16 protein-coding genes and 1 riboswitch are annotated in these 14,969 nt (G+C 60.9%); of the genes, 6 read left to right on the top strand and 10 right to left on the bottom strand.

Annotation, left to right across the window (positions count from 1 at the left end):
• Positions 1-219: 219 nt before the first annotated feature.
• The 4 genes from J1N02_RS18340 to J1N02_RS18325 form a co-directional block, all read right to left on the bottom strand.
• Entirely contained in the window at positions 220-1,584 is a 1,365-nt protein-coding gene (locus J1N02_RS18340; protein ID WP_421147546.1) for a DUF1329 domain-containing protein, read from the bottom strand.
• 29 nt (positions 1,585-1,613) lie between these two features.
• Complete coding sequence (locus tag J1N02_RS18335) at positions 1,614-3,473, bottom strand: DUF1302 domain-containing protein (protein ID WP_092356148.1); 1,860 nt, start codon at positions 3,471-3,473, stop codon at positions 1,614-1,616.
• 330 nt (positions 3,474-3,803) lie between these two features.
• The gene (locus J1N02_RS18330; protein WP_027604780.1) at positions 3,804-5,486 is read right to left on the bottom strand and encodes a fatty acid--CoA ligase; all 1,683 of its coding nucleotides are present in this window, start codon (positions 5,484-5,486) and stop codon (positions 3,804-3,806) included.
• Positions 5,487-5,751: 265 nt separating this feature from the next.
• Positions 5,752-6,384, bottom strand: coding sequence for a LysE family translocator (locus J1N02_RS18325; RefSeq protein ID WP_065924273.1), 633 nt, complete (start codon positions 6,382-6,384; stop codon positions 5,752-5,754).
• Between the two features lie 84 nt (positions 6,385-6,468).
• Between J1N02_RS18325 and J1N02_RS18320 the strand changes: the two genes are divergently transcribed.
• The 3 genes from J1N02_RS18320 (at position 6,469) to J1N02_RS18310 (ending at position 9,309) form a co-directional block, all read left to right on the top strand.
• Positions 6,469-7,434, top strand: a complete 966-nt coding sequence (locus J1N02_RS18320; protein ID WP_027604782.1) for a 2-hydroxyacid dehydrogenase — start codon at positions 6,469-6,471, stop codon at positions 7,432-7,434.
• A gap of 30 nt (positions 7,435-7,464) precedes the next feature.
• Positions 7,465-8,463 (top strand): methyltransferase, encoded by a 999-nt coding sequence (locus J1N02_RS18315; protein WP_419480316.1) that lies wholly within the window; start codon positions 7,465-7,467, stop codon positions 8,461-8,463.
• Positions 8,464-8,514: 51 nt separating this feature from the next.
• Positions 8,515-8,634, top strand: a riboswitch (yybP-ykoY riboswitch).
• Between the two features lie 90 nt (positions 8,635-8,724).
• A complete protein-coding gene (locus J1N02_RS18310) occupies positions 8,725-9,309 on the top strand; it encodes a TMEM165/GDT1 family protein (protein ID WP_005784895.1) in 585 nt (194 codons plus the stop codon).
• An 81-nt stretch (positions 9,310-9,390) separates the two neighbouring features.
• Here the strand turns inward: J1N02_RS18310 and J1N02_RS18305 are convergent, their stop codons facing one another.
• From J1N02_RS18305 to J1N02_RS18290, 4 genes are all read right to left on the bottom strand, one after another.
• Positions 9,391-10,209, bottom strand: coding sequence for a M48 family metallopeptidase (locus tag J1N02_RS18305; protein ID WP_027604784.1), 819 nt, complete (start codon positions 10,207-10,209; stop codon positions 9,391-9,393).
• A 151-nt stretch (positions 10,210-10,360) separates the two neighbouring features.
• Positions 10,361-10,981, bottom strand: a complete 621-nt coding sequence (locus tag J1N02_RS18300) for an SOS response-associated peptidase (RefSeq protein ID WP_027604785.1) — start codon at positions 10,979-10,981, stop codon at positions 10,361-10,363.
• Between the two features lie 36 nt (positions 10,982-11,017).
• Positions 11,018-11,278: a putative signal transducing protein gene (locus J1N02_RS18295; RefSeq protein ID WP_027604786.1), complete on the bottom strand. Its 261-nt coding sequence runs from the start codon at positions 11,276-11,278 to the stop codon at positions 11,018-11,020.
• 11 nt (positions 11,279-11,289) lie between these two features.
• Positions 11,290-11,472, bottom strand: coding sequence for a CPXCG motif-containing cysteine-rich protein (locus J1N02_RS18290; RefSeq protein ID WP_027604787.1), 183 nt, complete (start codon positions 11,470-11,472; stop codon positions 11,290-11,292).
• A 133-nt stretch (positions 11,473-11,605) separates the two neighbouring features.
• On the opposite strand from J1N02_RS18290, the gene J1N02_RS18285 reads away from it, so the two are divergent.
• On the top strand, positions 11,606-12,769 hold the full coding sequence (locus J1N02_RS18285) for a 1-acyl-sn-glycerol-3-phosphate acyltransferase (protein ID WP_027604788.1): 1,164 nt from the start codon (positions 11,606-11,608) through the stop codon (positions 12,767-12,769).
• 63 nt (positions 12,770-12,832) lie between these two features.
• Here J1N02_RS18285 and J1N02_RS18280 read toward each other — a convergent pair whose 3' ends face one another.
• The gene (locus J1N02_RS18280) at positions 12,833-13,090 is read right to left on the bottom strand and encodes a hypothetical protein (RefSeq protein ID WP_027604789.1); all 258 of its coding nucleotides are present in this window, start codon (positions 13,088-13,090) and stop codon (positions 12,833-12,835) included.
• A 183-nt stretch (positions 13,091-13,273) separates the two neighbouring features.
• Here J1N02_RS18280 and J1N02_RS18275 point away from each other — a divergent pair, with 183 nt between their 5' ends.
• Positions 13,274-13,483 (top strand): hypothetical protein, encoded by a 210-nt coding sequence (locus J1N02_RS18275; RefSeq protein ID WP_027604790.1) that lies wholly within the window; start codon positions 13,274-13,276, stop codon positions 13,481-13,483.
• Positions 13,484-13,539: 56 nt separating this feature from the next.
• On the opposite strand, the gene J1N02_RS18270 is transcribed toward J1N02_RS18275, so the two are convergent.
• The gene (locus tag J1N02_RS18270) at positions 13,540-14,127 is read right to left on the bottom strand and encodes a YajG family lipoprotein (protein WP_027604791.1); all 588 of its coding nucleotides are present in this window, start codon (positions 14,125-14,127) and stop codon (positions 13,540-13,542) included.
• 194 nt (positions 14,128-14,321) lie between these two features.
• Here J1N02_RS18270 and J1N02_RS18265 point away from each other — a divergent pair, with 194 nt between their 5' ends.
• On the top strand, positions 14,322-14,555 hold the full coding sequence (locus J1N02_RS18265) for a hypothetical protein (RefSeq protein ID WP_027604792.1): 234 nt from the start codon (positions 14,322-14,324) through the stop codon (positions 14,553-14,555).
• The last annotated feature ends 414 nt before the right edge of the window (positions 14,556-14,969 follow it).

Raw genomic sequence — 14,969 nt, 5'->3', positions numbered from 1 at the left:
TGTTGTCGGCATTGCAGATGTCCGCAGACTAGCGGTAAAAGCGGCGGGTTTGTAGATATTTGCAACATTTGCCTGAAAAAGAACTGAGACAAGAAATATCACCGCAAACAAAAAGTGGAAGGGGGCTTGCTCCCGATAGAGGCGGATCAGTCAATGCTGCGCTGACTGTCACATCGCTATCGGGGCAAGCCCCCTCCCACCTTGAGTTACTCGTGCAGCTTAGCGAACACCGTCCTGGCGCAGGGCCGCCGGGGTGAAGTCGCTGGTGGTGGCGGTGAAGCCGAAGTCATAGGCCTGCTTCTCTTCGTTCTTCATGCCCAGGGCCAGGTAGCGGCCGGACTGCAGGTCGTAGAGGGTTTCCAGGGCGTACCACGGCACTTGCTTGTCGTAGTAGTTCTCGGCATGGGCTTCGGCGACACGCCACAGTTGGCCACGGCCGTCGTAGTGGTCGATCACTGCGGCTTGCCAGGTGTCTTCGTCGATGTAGAAGTCACGCTTGGCGTAGATGTGGCGCTGGCCTTCCTTCAAGGTCGCGACCACGTGCCAGACACGGCGCAGCTCGTAGCGTGCCAGGTCCTGGTTGATGTGGCCGGCCTTGATGATGTCGGCGTACTTGAGCTTCGGATCGTCGATCTTGTAGCTGTTGGAGGCGATGTAGATTTCCTTCTTGCCTTCCAGTTTCCAGTCGTAGCGGTCCGGCGCACCGTTGTACATGTCAAGGTTGTCGGAGGTACGCAAGCCGTCGGCGGCGGTACCCGGCCCGTCATAGGACACTTGCGGCGCCCGGCGCACGCGGCGCTGGCCGGCGTTGTAGACCCACGCCGAACGCGGTTCCTTCACCTGGTCCAGGGTTTCGTGCACCAGCAGCACACCACCGGCCAGACGTGCCGGCGCGGTCACTTGCTGCTTGAAGTAGAACAGGATGTTGCCCGGGTTTTTCGGGTCGAAGTCCTTCATCTTGTCACGGAACACGAACTGGTCGCGGAAGTACACCAGGCTGTAGGAGCCGTTGGTTTGCGGCGTGGCCTGGGTCACCAGGCGGGTCACGCTGCCGCCGCGATAACGGGTGATGTGGTTCCAGATGACTTCCACGCCGCTTTTCGGGATCGGGAACGGTATGGCGGTTTCGAAGTTCTCCAGGCCGTTGCCGCCAGACACCAGGTTGGTGGTGGTGGCGTTCTTCTTGATGGAGGCGAACACATCGGCCGGCACGGTAGCGCCGCGATGGGTCGGGTAGACCGGCATCTTGAAGGTCTCCGGGTAACGCTTGAACATCGCGTACTGCCCCGGTGCCAGCTTGTCCTTGTACTGCTCGACGTTCTGCGCGGTGATGGTGAACTGCGGTTGCTCACTGGCGTACGGGTTGGCGAGGAAACCTTTGGTATCCACAGCGCCGGCGTTGGTCGGCATCGGCGACCATTTCGGGATGGTGCCGGCCGCGTTACCGGCCATTTCCGCGCCCATCGGTGTCAGCGTCGTGCCCAGCTTGGCGGCTTCATCCGCCGACACTGCCGCCATGACATTGCTCGCCAGGATCGACAGCCCAAGCACACCCACGTGCAACAGACTTTTGGTTATTTTCATGTTCTGGTCTTCCTGAAAATACAGTGTGCTTAGAAGTTGGCGCCGAAGCTCAGGGCGACGAAGTCGCGGTCATTCACCGTGCTGAAATCACCACCGAAAAAGTTGGTGTAGTTGAGGCTGGCGGTGTAGGTGTTCTGGTACTCGGCATCCAGGCCCAGGCTGACGGCTTTGCGGCCCTCTTCGAAGTTGGCGCCAGGACCTGGGGAGTACCCCTTGACGTCATGGGACCATGCCACGTTTGGCTTAAGGTTTACGCCGGCGAAAACGTCCGGATATTCCCAGATAGCACGGGCGCGATAACCCCAGGAAGTAGCCGTGGTAAAGCCATCATTGTTGCAGTTGGTATTCAGCCCGTTGGCGTTACCCAGGCCGGCGCCCACAGCGGTCGAGTTATTGAGCGTGTTACAGAAACCACCGGGCAATGTGCCTGGACCAAACACCGGGTCGCGCCCATAACGCGCCTCGGATTTGCTTTCCAGGCCGCCCACGTGAGTCACACCGATCTCACCCACCGTAGTCAAGCGGCTTGCGCCCATTACCTGATCAAAGAAGTGCGTGAACGTGGTCTGGAACTGCGTGACCTCCTTACGGTTGTAACCATGCAAGTCTTGACCGGCCGAGCCCTTGAGCACAGAGGCATTGCCAAAACCAATAATGGGCGTAACACCGGCGTAAAGGATGTCGGTGGTACTTAACTGCACGGGCGCATTTGGCCGATAGCTCAACTCACCGCTCCAGGCGGTCCCCGTAGGCAGGGTGGTGGAAAAGCTCAAGCCGTAGAGGCGGATATCTTCTGGGTATTCGACGAAGTAGTTAGAGCTACCCGCCACAATCACTGGACGCAATGCCGCCAAGGGCCCCAGAGGCCGCGTGTATGCCGAAGCTGGCGCACCTTGTGCACTGAAAATCGGCGCACGGCTGTGATAGTTCATGAAGTACGCGCCGAATTCGGTGTCCAGCGGCTCAAAGTTGTAGTGCATCGCCACGCCAAACTGGCCACTGTCACGAGCATCGCGGTCAGGACCACGGCGCACCAATACGCCCTCCTCATTCACATCAACACCAGCAGCGTTGAGGGTTGGATACGCCAGAGGCGAAATGCGCGAGCGCTTGCTCAAGACCCGCAGGTTGTTATCGCAGCCATCAGAGATAACGTCCGGCTGCGAAAAGAACGTCCCGCAATTATCGGTAACCGTCTGGTCCCACTCCAACTGATAAAAGGCTTCCGCCGACAAGTTATCGGTCAGCGTTTGCGACACATAGAACATGTTGACCGGAATCAAGCCTTCCTTGATTTCGGCCCCCGGACGACGGAACGCAGACACGTCGATCGGGTTGATGGAGTTGATACCACCGCCGATGAAGGTACTTTCGCCCCAACTCACCACCTGCTTACCGAACCGCACGCTGCCCGGCTGATCGGCAATGGCATAGTTGTGATAGACGAAGGCGTCGAGAATCTGCCCACCGGAGGACTTGGCGCCCTCCTTGCGGTTGTTGTCGCTGATGTCCTTGAACTCACGGCTTTCGTCCTTGAGTTCGAAGTCATACCAGTACTTGCCGCGCACAAATACGCCGGTATCGCCGTATTTCAATTCCAGGTCATGGATGCCCTTGAAGATCTTCGAGAACGTTTCACCGCGCTTGAAGTTCAAGTGCCCATCATCGGAGGTCTGGGACAGACCTTTGCCACCGTTGTTGGCACCGATCAGATCCTGGTTCGGCTTGGCCGTCGACCAGCTCGCCCCCACAGACAGCGACGAGTCAAAACTCCCTTCGATTTCACCGATATTGAAACTGACGCCGAATGCGGGCCCGGCGAGCGTAGAGGCGAGACTGACGGCCAGGGGCAGTCTTGCCCGGCGCCAGAACTGGTTTACTGAGGTCATCGACGCTACTCCATGTGCATTATTGTTATGGCAGTGAGTTTGTTCTGTGATGCTTGTAACGGCCGGAATACAACGATTCCAATGCCGCCTGGCAACTGAACCTCCATGGCCCGAAGCGATGCATCCTTGAAAAACTCTGGGTGGGACTATAGCCAGCAGGGGGTACCGCTTGATCCCTCTAAAGTGTGATTTGCATCACCAACCCGTCTGCCACAGCCCTTTCGCCATGTCGGCGAAGGCCGACGCGGCAAGGATGGCTGAAAATTGGCAAATCACAAGTGAAGGCGCGAGATAGAGCATCGCCGTGCCACAAGGGCACGGCAAATCGGCTCAGAGGGTGGACAGGAAGGTGCTGTTGTTGGCCTGCCATTCAATGATGTCAATACGGATACGTTTTTTGTCGAGCTTGCCGACACTGGTCTTGGGAATTTCCGTAACAACGGCGATCTGGCTCGGAATCGCCCACTTGCTCAGATGGCCCAGTTCGACAAAAGGCTTGAGGTGTTCCTTGAGCTCGCGGGCCCCAATCTCATGGCCATCACGCACCACCAGCAACGCAAACGGGCGCTCGCCCCACTGCGGGTCGGCGATGCCCACCACCGCTACTTCGCGTACCGCCGGGTGACGGCTGACCAGGTCTTCGAGGGCCAGGGAGGAGATCCACTCGCCGCCGGTCTTGATCACGTCCTTGATGCGGTCGCGGATATCGATCACCCCAAATGCATCGAGGGTGGCCACGTCGCCGGTGTGCATCCAGCCACCCGCCCACAGCTCGGCGCCCTTCTGCGGCTCGTTGTAATACCCCTCGGTCAGCCACGGCGCGCGCAGCACCAACTCACCCTGGGACTCGCCGTCGGCGGGCAGGAAATTCCCCTCAGTGTCCATGATCGCCGCTTCCACCAACGGCCCGGGCACGCCGGCCTTGATGCGATAGCTGATGCGCTCGTCCTCGGTGCCGGCCATCAGTTCTTCGTTGAGGTGGGCGCAGGACACCAGCGGGCCGGTCTCGGACATGCCGTACGCGGCGGTCAGCTGAATCCCACGGGCCTTCGCCGCCTCATACAGCGTGCGGTTGAGCGCACTGCCGCCGATGACGATTTTCCAGCCGCCAAAATCGACGCCTTGGGCAGCCTTGGCGTTGAGCACCATTTGCAGGATGGTCGGCACGCAGTGGGAAAAGGTGACCTTCTCCTTGCGCCACAGCTCCACCAGGTATTCCGGGTCGTAGCGGCCGGGGTAGACCTGCTTCAGGCCAAGCATGGTCGCCACATACGGCAGGCCCCAGGCATGCACGTGGAACATCGGCGTGATCGGCATGTACACGTCGTTGGTGCCCAGCAGGCGCACACTGTCGACGCTGCCCATGATGGTCGCCACGCCGATGGTGTGCAGCACCAGTTGGCGATGGGTGAAGTACACGCCCTTGGGGTTGCCGGTGGTGCCGGTGGTGTAGAAGGTGGTGGCGACGGAGTGTTCGTCGAAGTCCTGGAAATCGTACTTCGGGCTGGCGGCGGCCAGCAGGGTTTCATACTCACCGACCAGGTTGGGCAACTCGGCGGTCTTGGCTTCGCCGTCGGTGAGCAGCAGCGTCCTGTCGACGGTGGTGAGCTGCCCGGCAATGGCCTGGTAGAGCCCCACGAACTCGCTGTTGACCAGCACGAAGCGGTCTTCGGCGTGGTTCATGGTGTAGAGAATCTGTTCCGGCGACAGGCGCACATTGATGGTATGGATCACCGCGCCGATCATCGGGATGGCGAACATGCATTCCAGGTAACGATGACTGTCCCAATCCATCACCGCCACGGTGTCACCGGCCTTGACCCCGGCTGCGGTGAGCACGTTGGCCAGGCGCGCGACGCGCTCGATCAAGGTCGGGTAGGTGTAGCGCAGCTTGTCGCGGTAGACGATTTCCCGGGTCTTCTCGTAACGGGTACCGGACATCAACAGGCGCTTGATCAACAGCGGGTATTGATACGCACCTTCGGCGGGCGGAATAACACGGGTCTGCAACATACGAATCCCTTTTATGACTGCACGGTCTTGGCTTGAAGACCTGCACTGTAGAGACGTTATGTGTCAGACAAATCAGCCAAAGGAATGATTTGCAGAGGCTGGGGAATGCTAGCTTTGAGCCATTATTCAGGGACAATGGAGGTCAAATGTGGGAGGGGGCTTGCTCCCGATGGCGGTGAATCAGTCAATACACGTGTCGACTGAAGCACCGCCATCGGGAGCAAGCCCCCTCCCACACTGGATTGTGTTTACTTGAGAACAGCGTTTATTTCGCGCTGGTAAACGCCAACTTCACCCCAATCGCAATCAACACCGCTCCCATGGTCCGATCAAACCAATGCCCCATCCGTGCAAACCCGGCGCGCACGCGCTGCTGGCTGAACAACATCGCCACCAGGCAGAACCACAACGCCGTCGCCACCGCCAGGTACACGCCGTAGCCGGCCTGGATCGCCAGCGGTGTGTGCGGGTTGATCACCACGGTGAACAGCGACAGGAAGAACAGCGTCGCCTTGGGGTTCAAGCCGTTGGTGACGAAGCCTGCGGTAAACGCGCCGCGCGGGGTGCGCTCGCCCGCTTCGCGGTGCAACTCGCCCTCGACGGCAGGCTTGGCCGGTTTGGCGCGCAGGGCCTTGAAGCCGATGTACAGCAGGTAGGCGGCGGCCGCCCATTTCAGTGCGTTGAACAACACGATGGACTGGGACACGATCAGGCCGATGCCGAGCAACGAATAGCCCACGTGCAGGAAAATCGCCGAGCCCACGCCCAACGCAGTCCAGGTTCCGGCGCGGCGGCCGTGGGTCACGCTCTCACGCACCACCACCGCAAAATCCGGGCCGGGGCTGGCCACCGCCAACAGGTGAATCAGGGCTACGGTCAAAAACTCGGCGGCGTACATACTCACTCCATTAAGTAACGGATTATTTCATCTGATAGGCTCGGCAGATTACGCCTTCGAACCCTGTCGCAAAAGGTACAGTTGATGACGAACAATCGCCGCGCCGTCTTCCTTGATCACCCGTCCCTGGATCTGGGCGACCTCGACCTCAGCGAGTTGCACGCCCGCTTCAGCGACTTGCAGTTGTTGACGGGCACCACGCCGCAGAATGTGGTCGAGCGCCTGCAAGGCGCGCAGGTGGCGATCAGTAACAAAATCCCGCTCAACCGCGAAACCCTGGCGGCCTGCCCGGAACTCAAGTTGATCCTGGTTTCGGCGACCGGCACCAACAACATTGACCTGGAAGCCGCCCGCGCCCACGGCATCACCGTGAGCAACTGCCAGGGCTACGGCACACCGTCGGTGGCGCAGCACACGATCATGCTGTTGCTCAACCTGGCGACGCGGCTGCAGGACTATCAGCGCGATGTGAGCGCCGGCAAATGGCAGGAGGCCAAGCAGTTCTGCCTGCTGGACCACCCGATTGTCGAGCTGGAAGGCAAGACCCTCGGCCTGCTGGGCCATGGCGAACTGGGCAGTGCCGTGGCCCGCCTGGCCGAAGCCTTCGGCATGCGCGTGCTACTCGGCGCGATTCCCGGGCGCCCTGCCCGTGCCGACCGCGTGCCCCTAGATGAACTGCTGGCGCAGGTGGACGCACTCACCTTGCACTGCCCGCTCAATGAACACACCCGGGACTTTATCGGCGCCCGTGAATTGGCGCGGCTCAAGCCCGGCGCGTTTATCGTCAACACCGCGCGCGGTGGCTTGATCAACGAGCAGGCCCTGGCCGATGCCTTGCGCAGCGGCCATCTGGGCGGCGCGGCGACCGATGTGCTGAGTGTTGAGCCCCCGGTCAATGGCAACCCATTGCTGGCCGGCGATATTCCTCGACTGATCGTCACGCCCCACAATGCCTGGGGCAGCCGCGAAGCGCGGCAGCGTATCGTCGGCCAACTGGCGGAAAACGCCCGGGGCTTTTTCAGCGGCGCCCCGCTGCGCGTCGTCAGTTGATAAACTGCGCCCCTTTTCAAGGAGCAGACCATGGATCCGCGCAGTGAAGTACTGCTTCGTCAGGCCGAACTTTTTCAAGGCAACCTGCTGCTGGTGGGCTTGCCCGCCGACGACCTGCTGGGTCGCCTGCCCAACGCCCACGGCTGGTGCTGGCATGCCGGCGACCAGGCGGCGCTCGACGCGCGCTTCCCGGAGCGCAGCCAGTTTGGGGTGAATGCGCCCGAGCGCGGGTTCGAGGCGGCGGTGATCTTCCTGCCCAAGTCCAAGGACCTCACCGATTACCTGCTCAACGCCGTGGCAGCGCGACTGCCCGGCGCAGAGCTGTTCCTGGTAGGGGAGAAAAAAGGCGGTATCGAAAGCGCCGCCAAGCAGATGGCCCCGTATGGCAAACCGCGCAAGCTCGACAGCGCGCGGCATTGCCAGCTGTGGCAAATCACCGTGGCCAACGCCCCGCAAGCGGTCGAGCTGGAAAGCCTGGCGCAGGTGTTCGATGTGCCGCTGGCCGAAGGCCCGCTCAAGGTGGTGAGCCTGCCGGGTGTATTCAGCCACGGCCGTCTGGATCGCGGTACCGAGCTGTTGCTGGAGCACTTGGACAAACTGCCGAGCGGCCACTTGCTCGACTTCGGTTGCGGCGCCGGTGTGCTGGGAGCGGCGGTCAAACGTCGCTACCCGCACAACAGCGTAACGATGCTGGATGTGGATGCTTTCGCCGCCGCCAGCAGTCGCCTGACCCTGGCCGCCAACGGTCTGGAAGCCGAGGTATTGACCGGTGACGGCATCGACGCCGCGCCGATGGGGTTGAATGCAATCTTGAGCAACCCACCGTTCCATGTCGGCGTGCACACCGACTATTTCGCCACGGAGAACCTGCTGCGAAAAGCGGCGAAACACCTGGCAAAAGGTGGCGAACTTCGCCTGGTGGCTAACAGCTTCCTCAAGTACCAGCCGTTGATCGAAGAGCATCTGGGCGTGTGTGCGGTCAAGGCCGAAGGCAATGGTTTTCGCATCTACCGTGCCAAGCGCGGCTGATGGCGGTTTGAAAAAGAACGCTTGCCGAATGGATTTTGCCTAGGCAGAATCCGCTCCGTCCTAGGGGAGTAGTCTCCCACGAGCGCCACGCTCGTCCGGCATACGTCAACATACTTGGTCAACAGGCCATGGCGTATGCGACCCAGGAGTCCGCACAGACGGACCGGGGTTTGACAAGACCTATGACACGCACACCTTACCCGGGGCGGGAAGGCTGTACGTGTCATAGCCGTGTCGACCCGCCCCCTGGAAACCTACCTGATGCTGGATTCATTGCTCGTTCCTACCGCAATCGTTGCCTTGGCCGAAATCGGCGACAAGACGCAACTACTCGCGCTCATCCTTGCCGCACGCTTTCGCAAACCCTGGCCGATCATCGCCGGCATCGTCGCTGCGACCCTGGCCAACCATGCGGCCGCCGGTGCCGTGGGGGCCTGGTTCGGGAGTTTCTTCTCGGATGCGGTATTGCACTGGATTCTCGCGGCCAGCTTCTGCGCCACCGCGCTGTGGACCCTGGTGCCAGACAAACTCGACGACGACGAAGCCAGCACCACGCGCAAGTTCGGGCCGTTCCTGACCACGCTGATTGCCTTCTTCCTGGCGGAAATCGGGGACAAGACCCAGATCGCCACGGTGATGCTGGCGGCGCAATACCCGGAACTGTGGCTGGTGATTATCGGCACCACCCTGGGCATGTTGATTGCCAACGTACCGGTGGTTCTGGCGGGGAATTTCGCGGCGGAGAAACTGCCACTGACATTGATTCGTCGACTGGCGGCTACGGCGTTCTTTGTCCTGGCGATTGTGGCGGTGTACAAGGCCATGCAGAGCAGTGGCTGGATCTAGCTGCAAGCTTCAAGCCTCAAGTTGCAGGAAGAAGCAGTGCTTTTTCCTGCAGCTTGAAGCTTGCTACTTGTCGTTGAAGTCTTAGGACTTCTTGGCCTGCTGATAGAGCGGCATCACCTTCGGAATCGCCGCCTGCAACGAGGCGATCCGGCTGTCGGAGGCCGGGTGAGTGCTCATGAACTCCGGCGGTGCGCCCTCCGAAGCCTTGGCCATCTTATTCCACAGGGTGATCGCCGCGTTCGGGTTGTAGCCGGCGCGGGCCGCCAGTTCCAGGCCGATCAGGTCCGCTTCGTTTTCATTGCTGCGGCTGTTGGGCAAGGTCATGCCGTAGTTGGCCACGGTATCGGCCAGCGCCAGGCTGTCCTGGCCCAGGCCGAACAACGCACCGGCGCCCTGCTTGGCCATCTCGATGCCGTAGGCCTTGGACATGGCTTCGCGGCCGTGCTCACGCAAGGCGTGGGCGATTTCATGGCCCATCACCGCGGCGAGTTCATCGTCGGTGAGCTTGAGGTTGTCGATCAACGCGCTGTACACGAAGATCTTGCCGCCAGGCCCGCAGTTGGCGTTCATCTCATCGCTCTTGATCAGGTTCACTTCCCACTTCCACTGCGCCGCATCCGGGCGGAAGGTCGGCGCCTGGGCGATCAGGCGATTGGCGATCGCCTGCACGCGCTTGGCATTGGCACTGGTCTTGTCCAACTGGCCTTTGCTGCTGGCCTCGCCCAGGGTCTGCTGGTAGGACTGGGCGTACATCTGGTCGACTTCCTGGCTCGACAGCATGCTGAACATATATTGCTTGCGCTCAACCCCGACGGCGCCGCCGCTGGTGGTGTTGACCGACTGACACCCGGCCAGCAACACGCCTGCCGCCAATACACTTACGGCCAATGATTTCTTCATCAATACACTCTCCCTGAAAAGACGCCCTGAAAACATGGCGCGTATCGTAGGCGCTCATTTGTATCGGCGCCAGATACAACAGACGTGTAACCGATGAATTTCGGACACATCTCACACGCCCGGCAACGTCAGTGAGCAACCGGCCTCAGGCTCAGGCCGGGGTCAGGCACTCCGGCCCGTTGAGCTTGGGATCATTGACCATGTTGGCCAGGACTCGCTCACGCAATGGGGCCGGCTCACTGGCCAGCAAGCCTTGCAACACATGCAAGGGCGTCTCGGGATCGAGCCAGGCGGCCTGCCCCGCCGCGTCCAGAATCAACGGCCGGCGCTGACTCTGGGCGGCCTGGGTCACCACTGCCGTACTCAGCCACACCTGCTCCTGCACCGGGTACGCCTCCCAGATCGCGGCAAAAAACAGGGTCGAGCCCTCCCCCGGCGTCAGCCAGTACGGACGCTTGCGCTGGGTGCCGCGCCATTCGTAAAAGCCGTTGGCGGGCAGCAGGCAACGACGCTGGCGAAACGCTTCGCGAAACATCGGTTGCTCGGCCAGGGTTTCGGCACGGGCATGGGCCGGGGTGCGGGAAAGGTCAGTCAGCCAGGGCGGCGTCAGGCCCCAGCGCGCCCGTGCCAGGGTGCGCTGGCCGTCATTGAGGCGCTGGATCAGCACCGAATCATTCGGGGAAATGTTCCACTGGGCCTGCTGGTCGGCCGGAAAGCCCGGCAGGGCAGCAAAGGTAGGGTTCCAGCGAAACAGGGCATAACGTCCACACATGGGGCAACACGACTCTTGGGTAAACCGACCGACAGCCTAACAGACCAATACGTCGGGGAAGCTGTCGGGTTCGTCGCCGGGCAGGGGTTGCGCACCGATATAGGCGGTAATCAGCTCGCGGGCTTCAGCCGCCCGGTCGTTGTCCACTTCCAGCCCCAGCAGGCCGAAGATCGGCAACTCCCCCGTGCCGCCGAGCAAATGGCGCCCTACCAGGTGCGCCTCGATGCCCTCGCTGGCGAGCATTTGCTGCAGCAACTCGCCTTCCATCAGGTTTTCCGGTTCGTAGATTCGCTGCATGGGCGTACCTGCTATTCGTTTTCACTGCGGGTTTCGAGCATCCACTCTTCACCATGGACCTGCAGGTTGAAAATGATCGGTCGGCAACACACCTGACAGTCCTCGATGTAGGTCTGATCACCGCCGGATAAATCCACCGCGGTCTCTACCGCTTCACCACAATAAGGACAATCGTACAGTGCAGTTTCCAGCATCGCAGTCTCCCAGGTGACTTGTGCGTATAATCGCCGGTCTATTTACAGGGCTATTTTCCGGCCGGGCCAATTCCCCGGACCGCACCCTGGTATTTCCTTTACTTACCCTAGCCGTTTCTAACAAGAGAGCATGATGGGCGAATTCGATACCATCCGACCTTACAACGACAGCGAAGTCCCGGCAGTGCTGGCCCGGCTGTTCAGTGACAAGGCCTTTCTGGACATCCTGACCCACTTCCGCTTCCCGCGCTTTGCCGGCGCCCTGGGCTGGCTGCTCAAGCCCATGATCGCGCGCAAACTGCGTCGCGAGTTCGCCGGTGTCACCACCGTGGCCACGCTTCAGGACAAAGTCGAGTATTACGTCGACCACACCATTGACCGGGCGACCGACGGCGTGACCTACACCGGCGTCGAACAGCTCAAATCCGGCACCGCCTACCTGTTCCTGGCCAACCATCGCGACATCGTGATGGACCCGGCCTTCGTCAACTATGCCGTCTACCACGCCGGCCTGCCGACGCCACGCATCGCCATCGGCGACAACCTGCTGCAAAAGCCGTTTGTCAGTGACCTGATGCGCCTGAACAAGAGCTTCATCGTGCACCGTTCGATCACCGGGCGAAAGGAGAAGATGGCGGCGTTCAACCTGCTGTCGGCCTATATCAACCATTCGATCCGCAACGACTGCCAGTCGATCTGGATCGCCCAGGCCGAAGGCCGCGCCAAGGACGGGGATGACCGCACCGAGTCGGCGATCCTCAAGATGTTCCATGTCAGCCGCAAGGACGAGCCGTTTGCCGAAGTGATCCAGTCACTCAACCTGACGCCGGTGTCCATCAGCTACGAGTACGACCCGTGCGATGCCGCCAAGGCCCGCGAACTGTATATCCGCGCCACCACCGGCACCTACGTCAAGGCGCAAGGCGAGGATGACGTCAGCATTGCCCTGGGCATCACCGGCTACAAAGGCCGCGTACATATCAACTTCGCGCCGCCGATTACCGAGCGTTTCGAAGACACCAAGGTCCTGGCCGTGGAAATGGATCGACAGATTCTCGGCGGCTACCGGCTGTTCCCGGTGCACTACCTGGCGTACGCCCAGTGGAGCGATGCCGACCCGCAGTTGCAGGTGCCGAAGGCGGCCGACGTGTTCCCGGCGGACGAACTGGCCAAGGCACAGGCGGAGTGGGAGCGGCGCCTGAACGAATGCCCGGCCGAGCACCGTCCGTTCCTGGTGGTGCAATACGCGACGCCAGTGCGCAATCAGTATCGGGTCAAGGCTGGAATCCCGCTGTAAACACCGATCAAGAAAATATGGGAGGGGCCAAGCTCCCTCCCATATGATGGGTTCTGCGGTTTTTTAGATTCGGGTGCTGAGCCAGGAAATAGCCAGCGCCAGCCCAAGGCAGGCGAACCCGATGCGGTAAGCCACACGGTGCGCCCGCTCGGTGCGCACATCCAGGAACAGCATGGGCTGGTCGATTGCGCGATCTTCACTTTGCGCCGTCAGTTCAGCCATGGCGCGTTGCTCGCGCAGGCGGGTGATGAACAGCAGCGCAGCGCCTGGGCAGGCCACTGATAAAGCCACGGCATTGATCAATAGTGCGGGCAGCGCCATCGCAAACCTCGATGAAACAGTGTCTGGGTATCGGTTCAGATAGAAACCTGAACCGTAGTGGCCTCGAGCGCCAAAACCGCTCCGCCTCCCATGGACGATTAATGTATCCAGTAATTTACGCCGTCACCTGAACGTCACCTTAACAAGCCACTCTGTTGCCCTTCGAACATTCAGGAGCTTGTCATGCTGCACGCGCACAACCAGGATCGGCTGTATCTGATTGCCCAAAGCGACGAGCAGGAGGCGCTGATCGGCGGCCTGGCGTTCAACGTGCAGGACCGCCACTGGCTGGTGTATTGCGCCCTTGGCGGGCACCAGCATGCGGACTTGCCGGAGGCCGATCTGTTGACGGGGGTGAGCATGCTGGACTTTTGTATCGACACGGCCGCGTGAAACTGAAGGCATAAAAAACCGGGCTCATCGCTGAGCCCGGTTTTTTGTTTGAGCGATTACTGCGCGCTGAGCAATGAACCGATGCTTGGGTCCTTGAACAGGCGGGTCAAGGCGTCGCTCAGGACGTCGCTGACCAGCCTGGTGTTGGTTTCCTGGTTAGGCGACATGCCGAAGCGCTGGTTCAGCGACGCACCGTAACGGCCGCTGTAGCGACGGGTGCCGGCGGTGACGTCGGACTTGAAGGTGGCGCCAATGGACGCCTCGGTCACGTAAAGACCGTCTTTAGGCGACTGATACTTCAACTCGGCCAGGGTGATCGTCAACTGCGGAGCGCCCGGCGCGTTGGGGCTGGGGGTGAAACCCAGCAGCCGCACCGCCGCTTCGGCCTGGGCCTGCAGCTTGGGCAGCACGTCTTGAGCGTTCACCGACACCAGGGCGGTTTCCGGGTACAGGCCACCGCGCGAACCGAGTGTCGGCGACGGACGACCGTCCACCACCCGTACCGACACCGGCTGGCCGTGGCCCACCGGGGCCAGCTGCGTGGTGATTTTCGGTTCCGGGGTCAGTTGCTGCGGGCTGTTGGCGCAGCCAACCAGGGTCAAGCTGGTCACAGTGATCAAACCGAACAACAGGCGTTGCAACATGCGCTTCTCTCCAGAAATCAGGTACCGACAGGCCGGCAGTATAGCGGGGCGCCCCTGCAGGGAACTAGCGTCAGTTACAACCTGTGACCCGGGGCTTCGCCTGCGGTTCGATGTCACCGATATGTCATAGCCGTTACATGGGCTCGTCATCCGAAGCAGGCATGCTTGGCCTCAATCTCAGGAGGTTGATCGCCATGCATTTTCTCTGGTCGCTGTTTACGCGCAAGCCCGCCCTTCGCCAGTTCGCCCTGCTCGATGCGCAAGGCCGTTGCCAGGCGTTCAAGGCGTGCTGCCAGCCTCCCGTCGGCGAAGGCTGGGTGGAAATCGAAGAAATTCGCCTGAGCTGGATGCATCATCCGTTGCCGGCCCGCGCCCGTGTAAACCCACGCCCTGCGCGGTCGCCACGTCACCAGGCGTTGGCCGCCTGACCGAACGCCTAATAAAAGTCATAAAACCCGCCCATTTCCCCGGCGTTCTTCGCTACAATCTCCCCCCGATTATAAGGACGTCTCCTGATCGGGCCTCGCAGCATCGTTAATGCCTCGGTATTAACCCCAAGAATCGCCCACAGAGAGCCGCCCACACAGATCGAGTGAAGCTGGCGAGCTTGCTGTTTCCTTTGCAAACCACCCGCCTTTGCCGAATCTGCCAGAGCTGCCATTGCGCTCGGCCACTTGAGTTGTTTGCCCGTTTTGCCGCGTGTCGGCAGAGGTTTGCGGGCCAGGTGCCAGGCCGGGGCAGCCCTTTTTTGAGGTTCACGTCTTCAAAAGAGCGTGAAAAAAACGGGTTTTCACAACTTCACAAGAGTGTGGCGAGCAAATGAATAGTTTGGCGTTTGTACA

The sequence above is a fragment of the Pseudomonas sp. NFX5 genome (assembly GCF_049132125.1).
Classification (GTDB): domain Bacteria; phylum Pseudomonadota; class Gammaproteobacteria; order Pseudomonadales; family Pseudomonadaceae; genus Aquipseudomonas; species Aquipseudomonas marginalis.
This window is presented reverse-complemented; position numbering and strand designations above follow the sequence as displayed.

Bases quoted from the DNA above. Each gene is read 5' to 3' on its own strand.
- J1N02_RS18310 (WP_005784895.1), top strand. From the start codon at position 8,725: ATGCTGGATTCATTGCTCGTTCCTACCGCAATCGTTGCCTTGGCCGAA.
- J1N02_RS18315 (WP_419480316.1), top strand. From the start codon at position 7,465: ATGGATCCGCGCAGTGAAGTACTGCTTCGTCAGGCCGAACTTTTTCAA.
- J1N02_RS18290 (WP_027604787.1), bottom strand. From the start codon at position 11,472: ATGCTGGAAACTGCACTGTACGATTGTCCTTATTGTGGTGAAGCGGTA.
- J1N02_RS18275 (WP_027604790.1), top strand. From the start codon at position 13,274: ATGCTGCACGCGCACAACCAGGATCGGCTGTATCTGATTGCCCAAAGC.
- J1N02_RS18340 (WP_421147546.1), bottom strand. From the start codon at position 1,584: ATGAAAATAACCAAAAGTCTGTTGCACGTGGGTGTGCTTGGGCTGTCG.
- J1N02_RS18295 (WP_027604786.1), bottom strand. From the start codon at position 11,278: ATGCAGCGAATCTACGAACCGGAAAACCTGATGGAAGGCGAGTTGCTG.
- J1N02_RS18280 (WP_027604789.1), bottom strand. From the start codon at position 13,090: ATGGCGCTGCCCGCACTATTGATCAATGCCGTGGCTTTATCAGTGGCC.
- J1N02_RS18270 (WP_027604791.1), bottom strand. From the start codon at position 14,127: ATGTTGCAACGCCTGTTGTTCGGTTTGATCACTGTGACCAGCTTGACC.
- J1N02_RS18330 (WP_027604780.1), bottom strand. From the start codon at position 5,486: ATGTTGCAGACCCGTGTTATTCCGCCCGCCGAAGGTGCGTATCAATAC.
- J1N02_RS18265 (WP_027604792.1), top strand. From the start codon at position 14,322: ATGCATTTTCTCTGGTCGCTGTTTACGCGCAAGCCCGCCCTTCGCCAG.
- J1N02_RS18285 (WP_027604788.1), top strand. From the start codon at position 11,606: ATGGGCGAATTCGATACCATCCGACCTTACAACGACAGCGAAGTCCCG.
- J1N02_RS18300 (WP_027604785.1), bottom strand. From the start codon at position 10,981: ATGTGTGGACGTTATGCCCTGTTTCGCTGGAACCCTACCTTTGCTGCC.
- J1N02_RS18320 (WP_027604782.1), top strand. From the start codon at position 6,469: ATGACGAACAATCGCCGCGCCGTCTTCCTTGATCACCCGTCCCTGGAT.
- J1N02_RS18335 (WP_092356148.1), bottom strand. From the start codon at position 3,473: ATGACCTCAGTAAACCAGTTCTGGCGCCGGGCAAGACTGCCCCTGGCC.
- J1N02_RS18325 (WP_065924273.1), bottom strand. From the start codon at position 6,384: ATGTACGCCGCCGAGTTTTTGACCGTAGCCCTGATTCACCTGTTGGCG.
- J1N02_RS18305 (WP_027604784.1), bottom strand. From the start codon at position 10,209: ATGAAGAAATCATTGGCCGTAAGTGTATTGGCGGCAGGCGTGTTGCTG.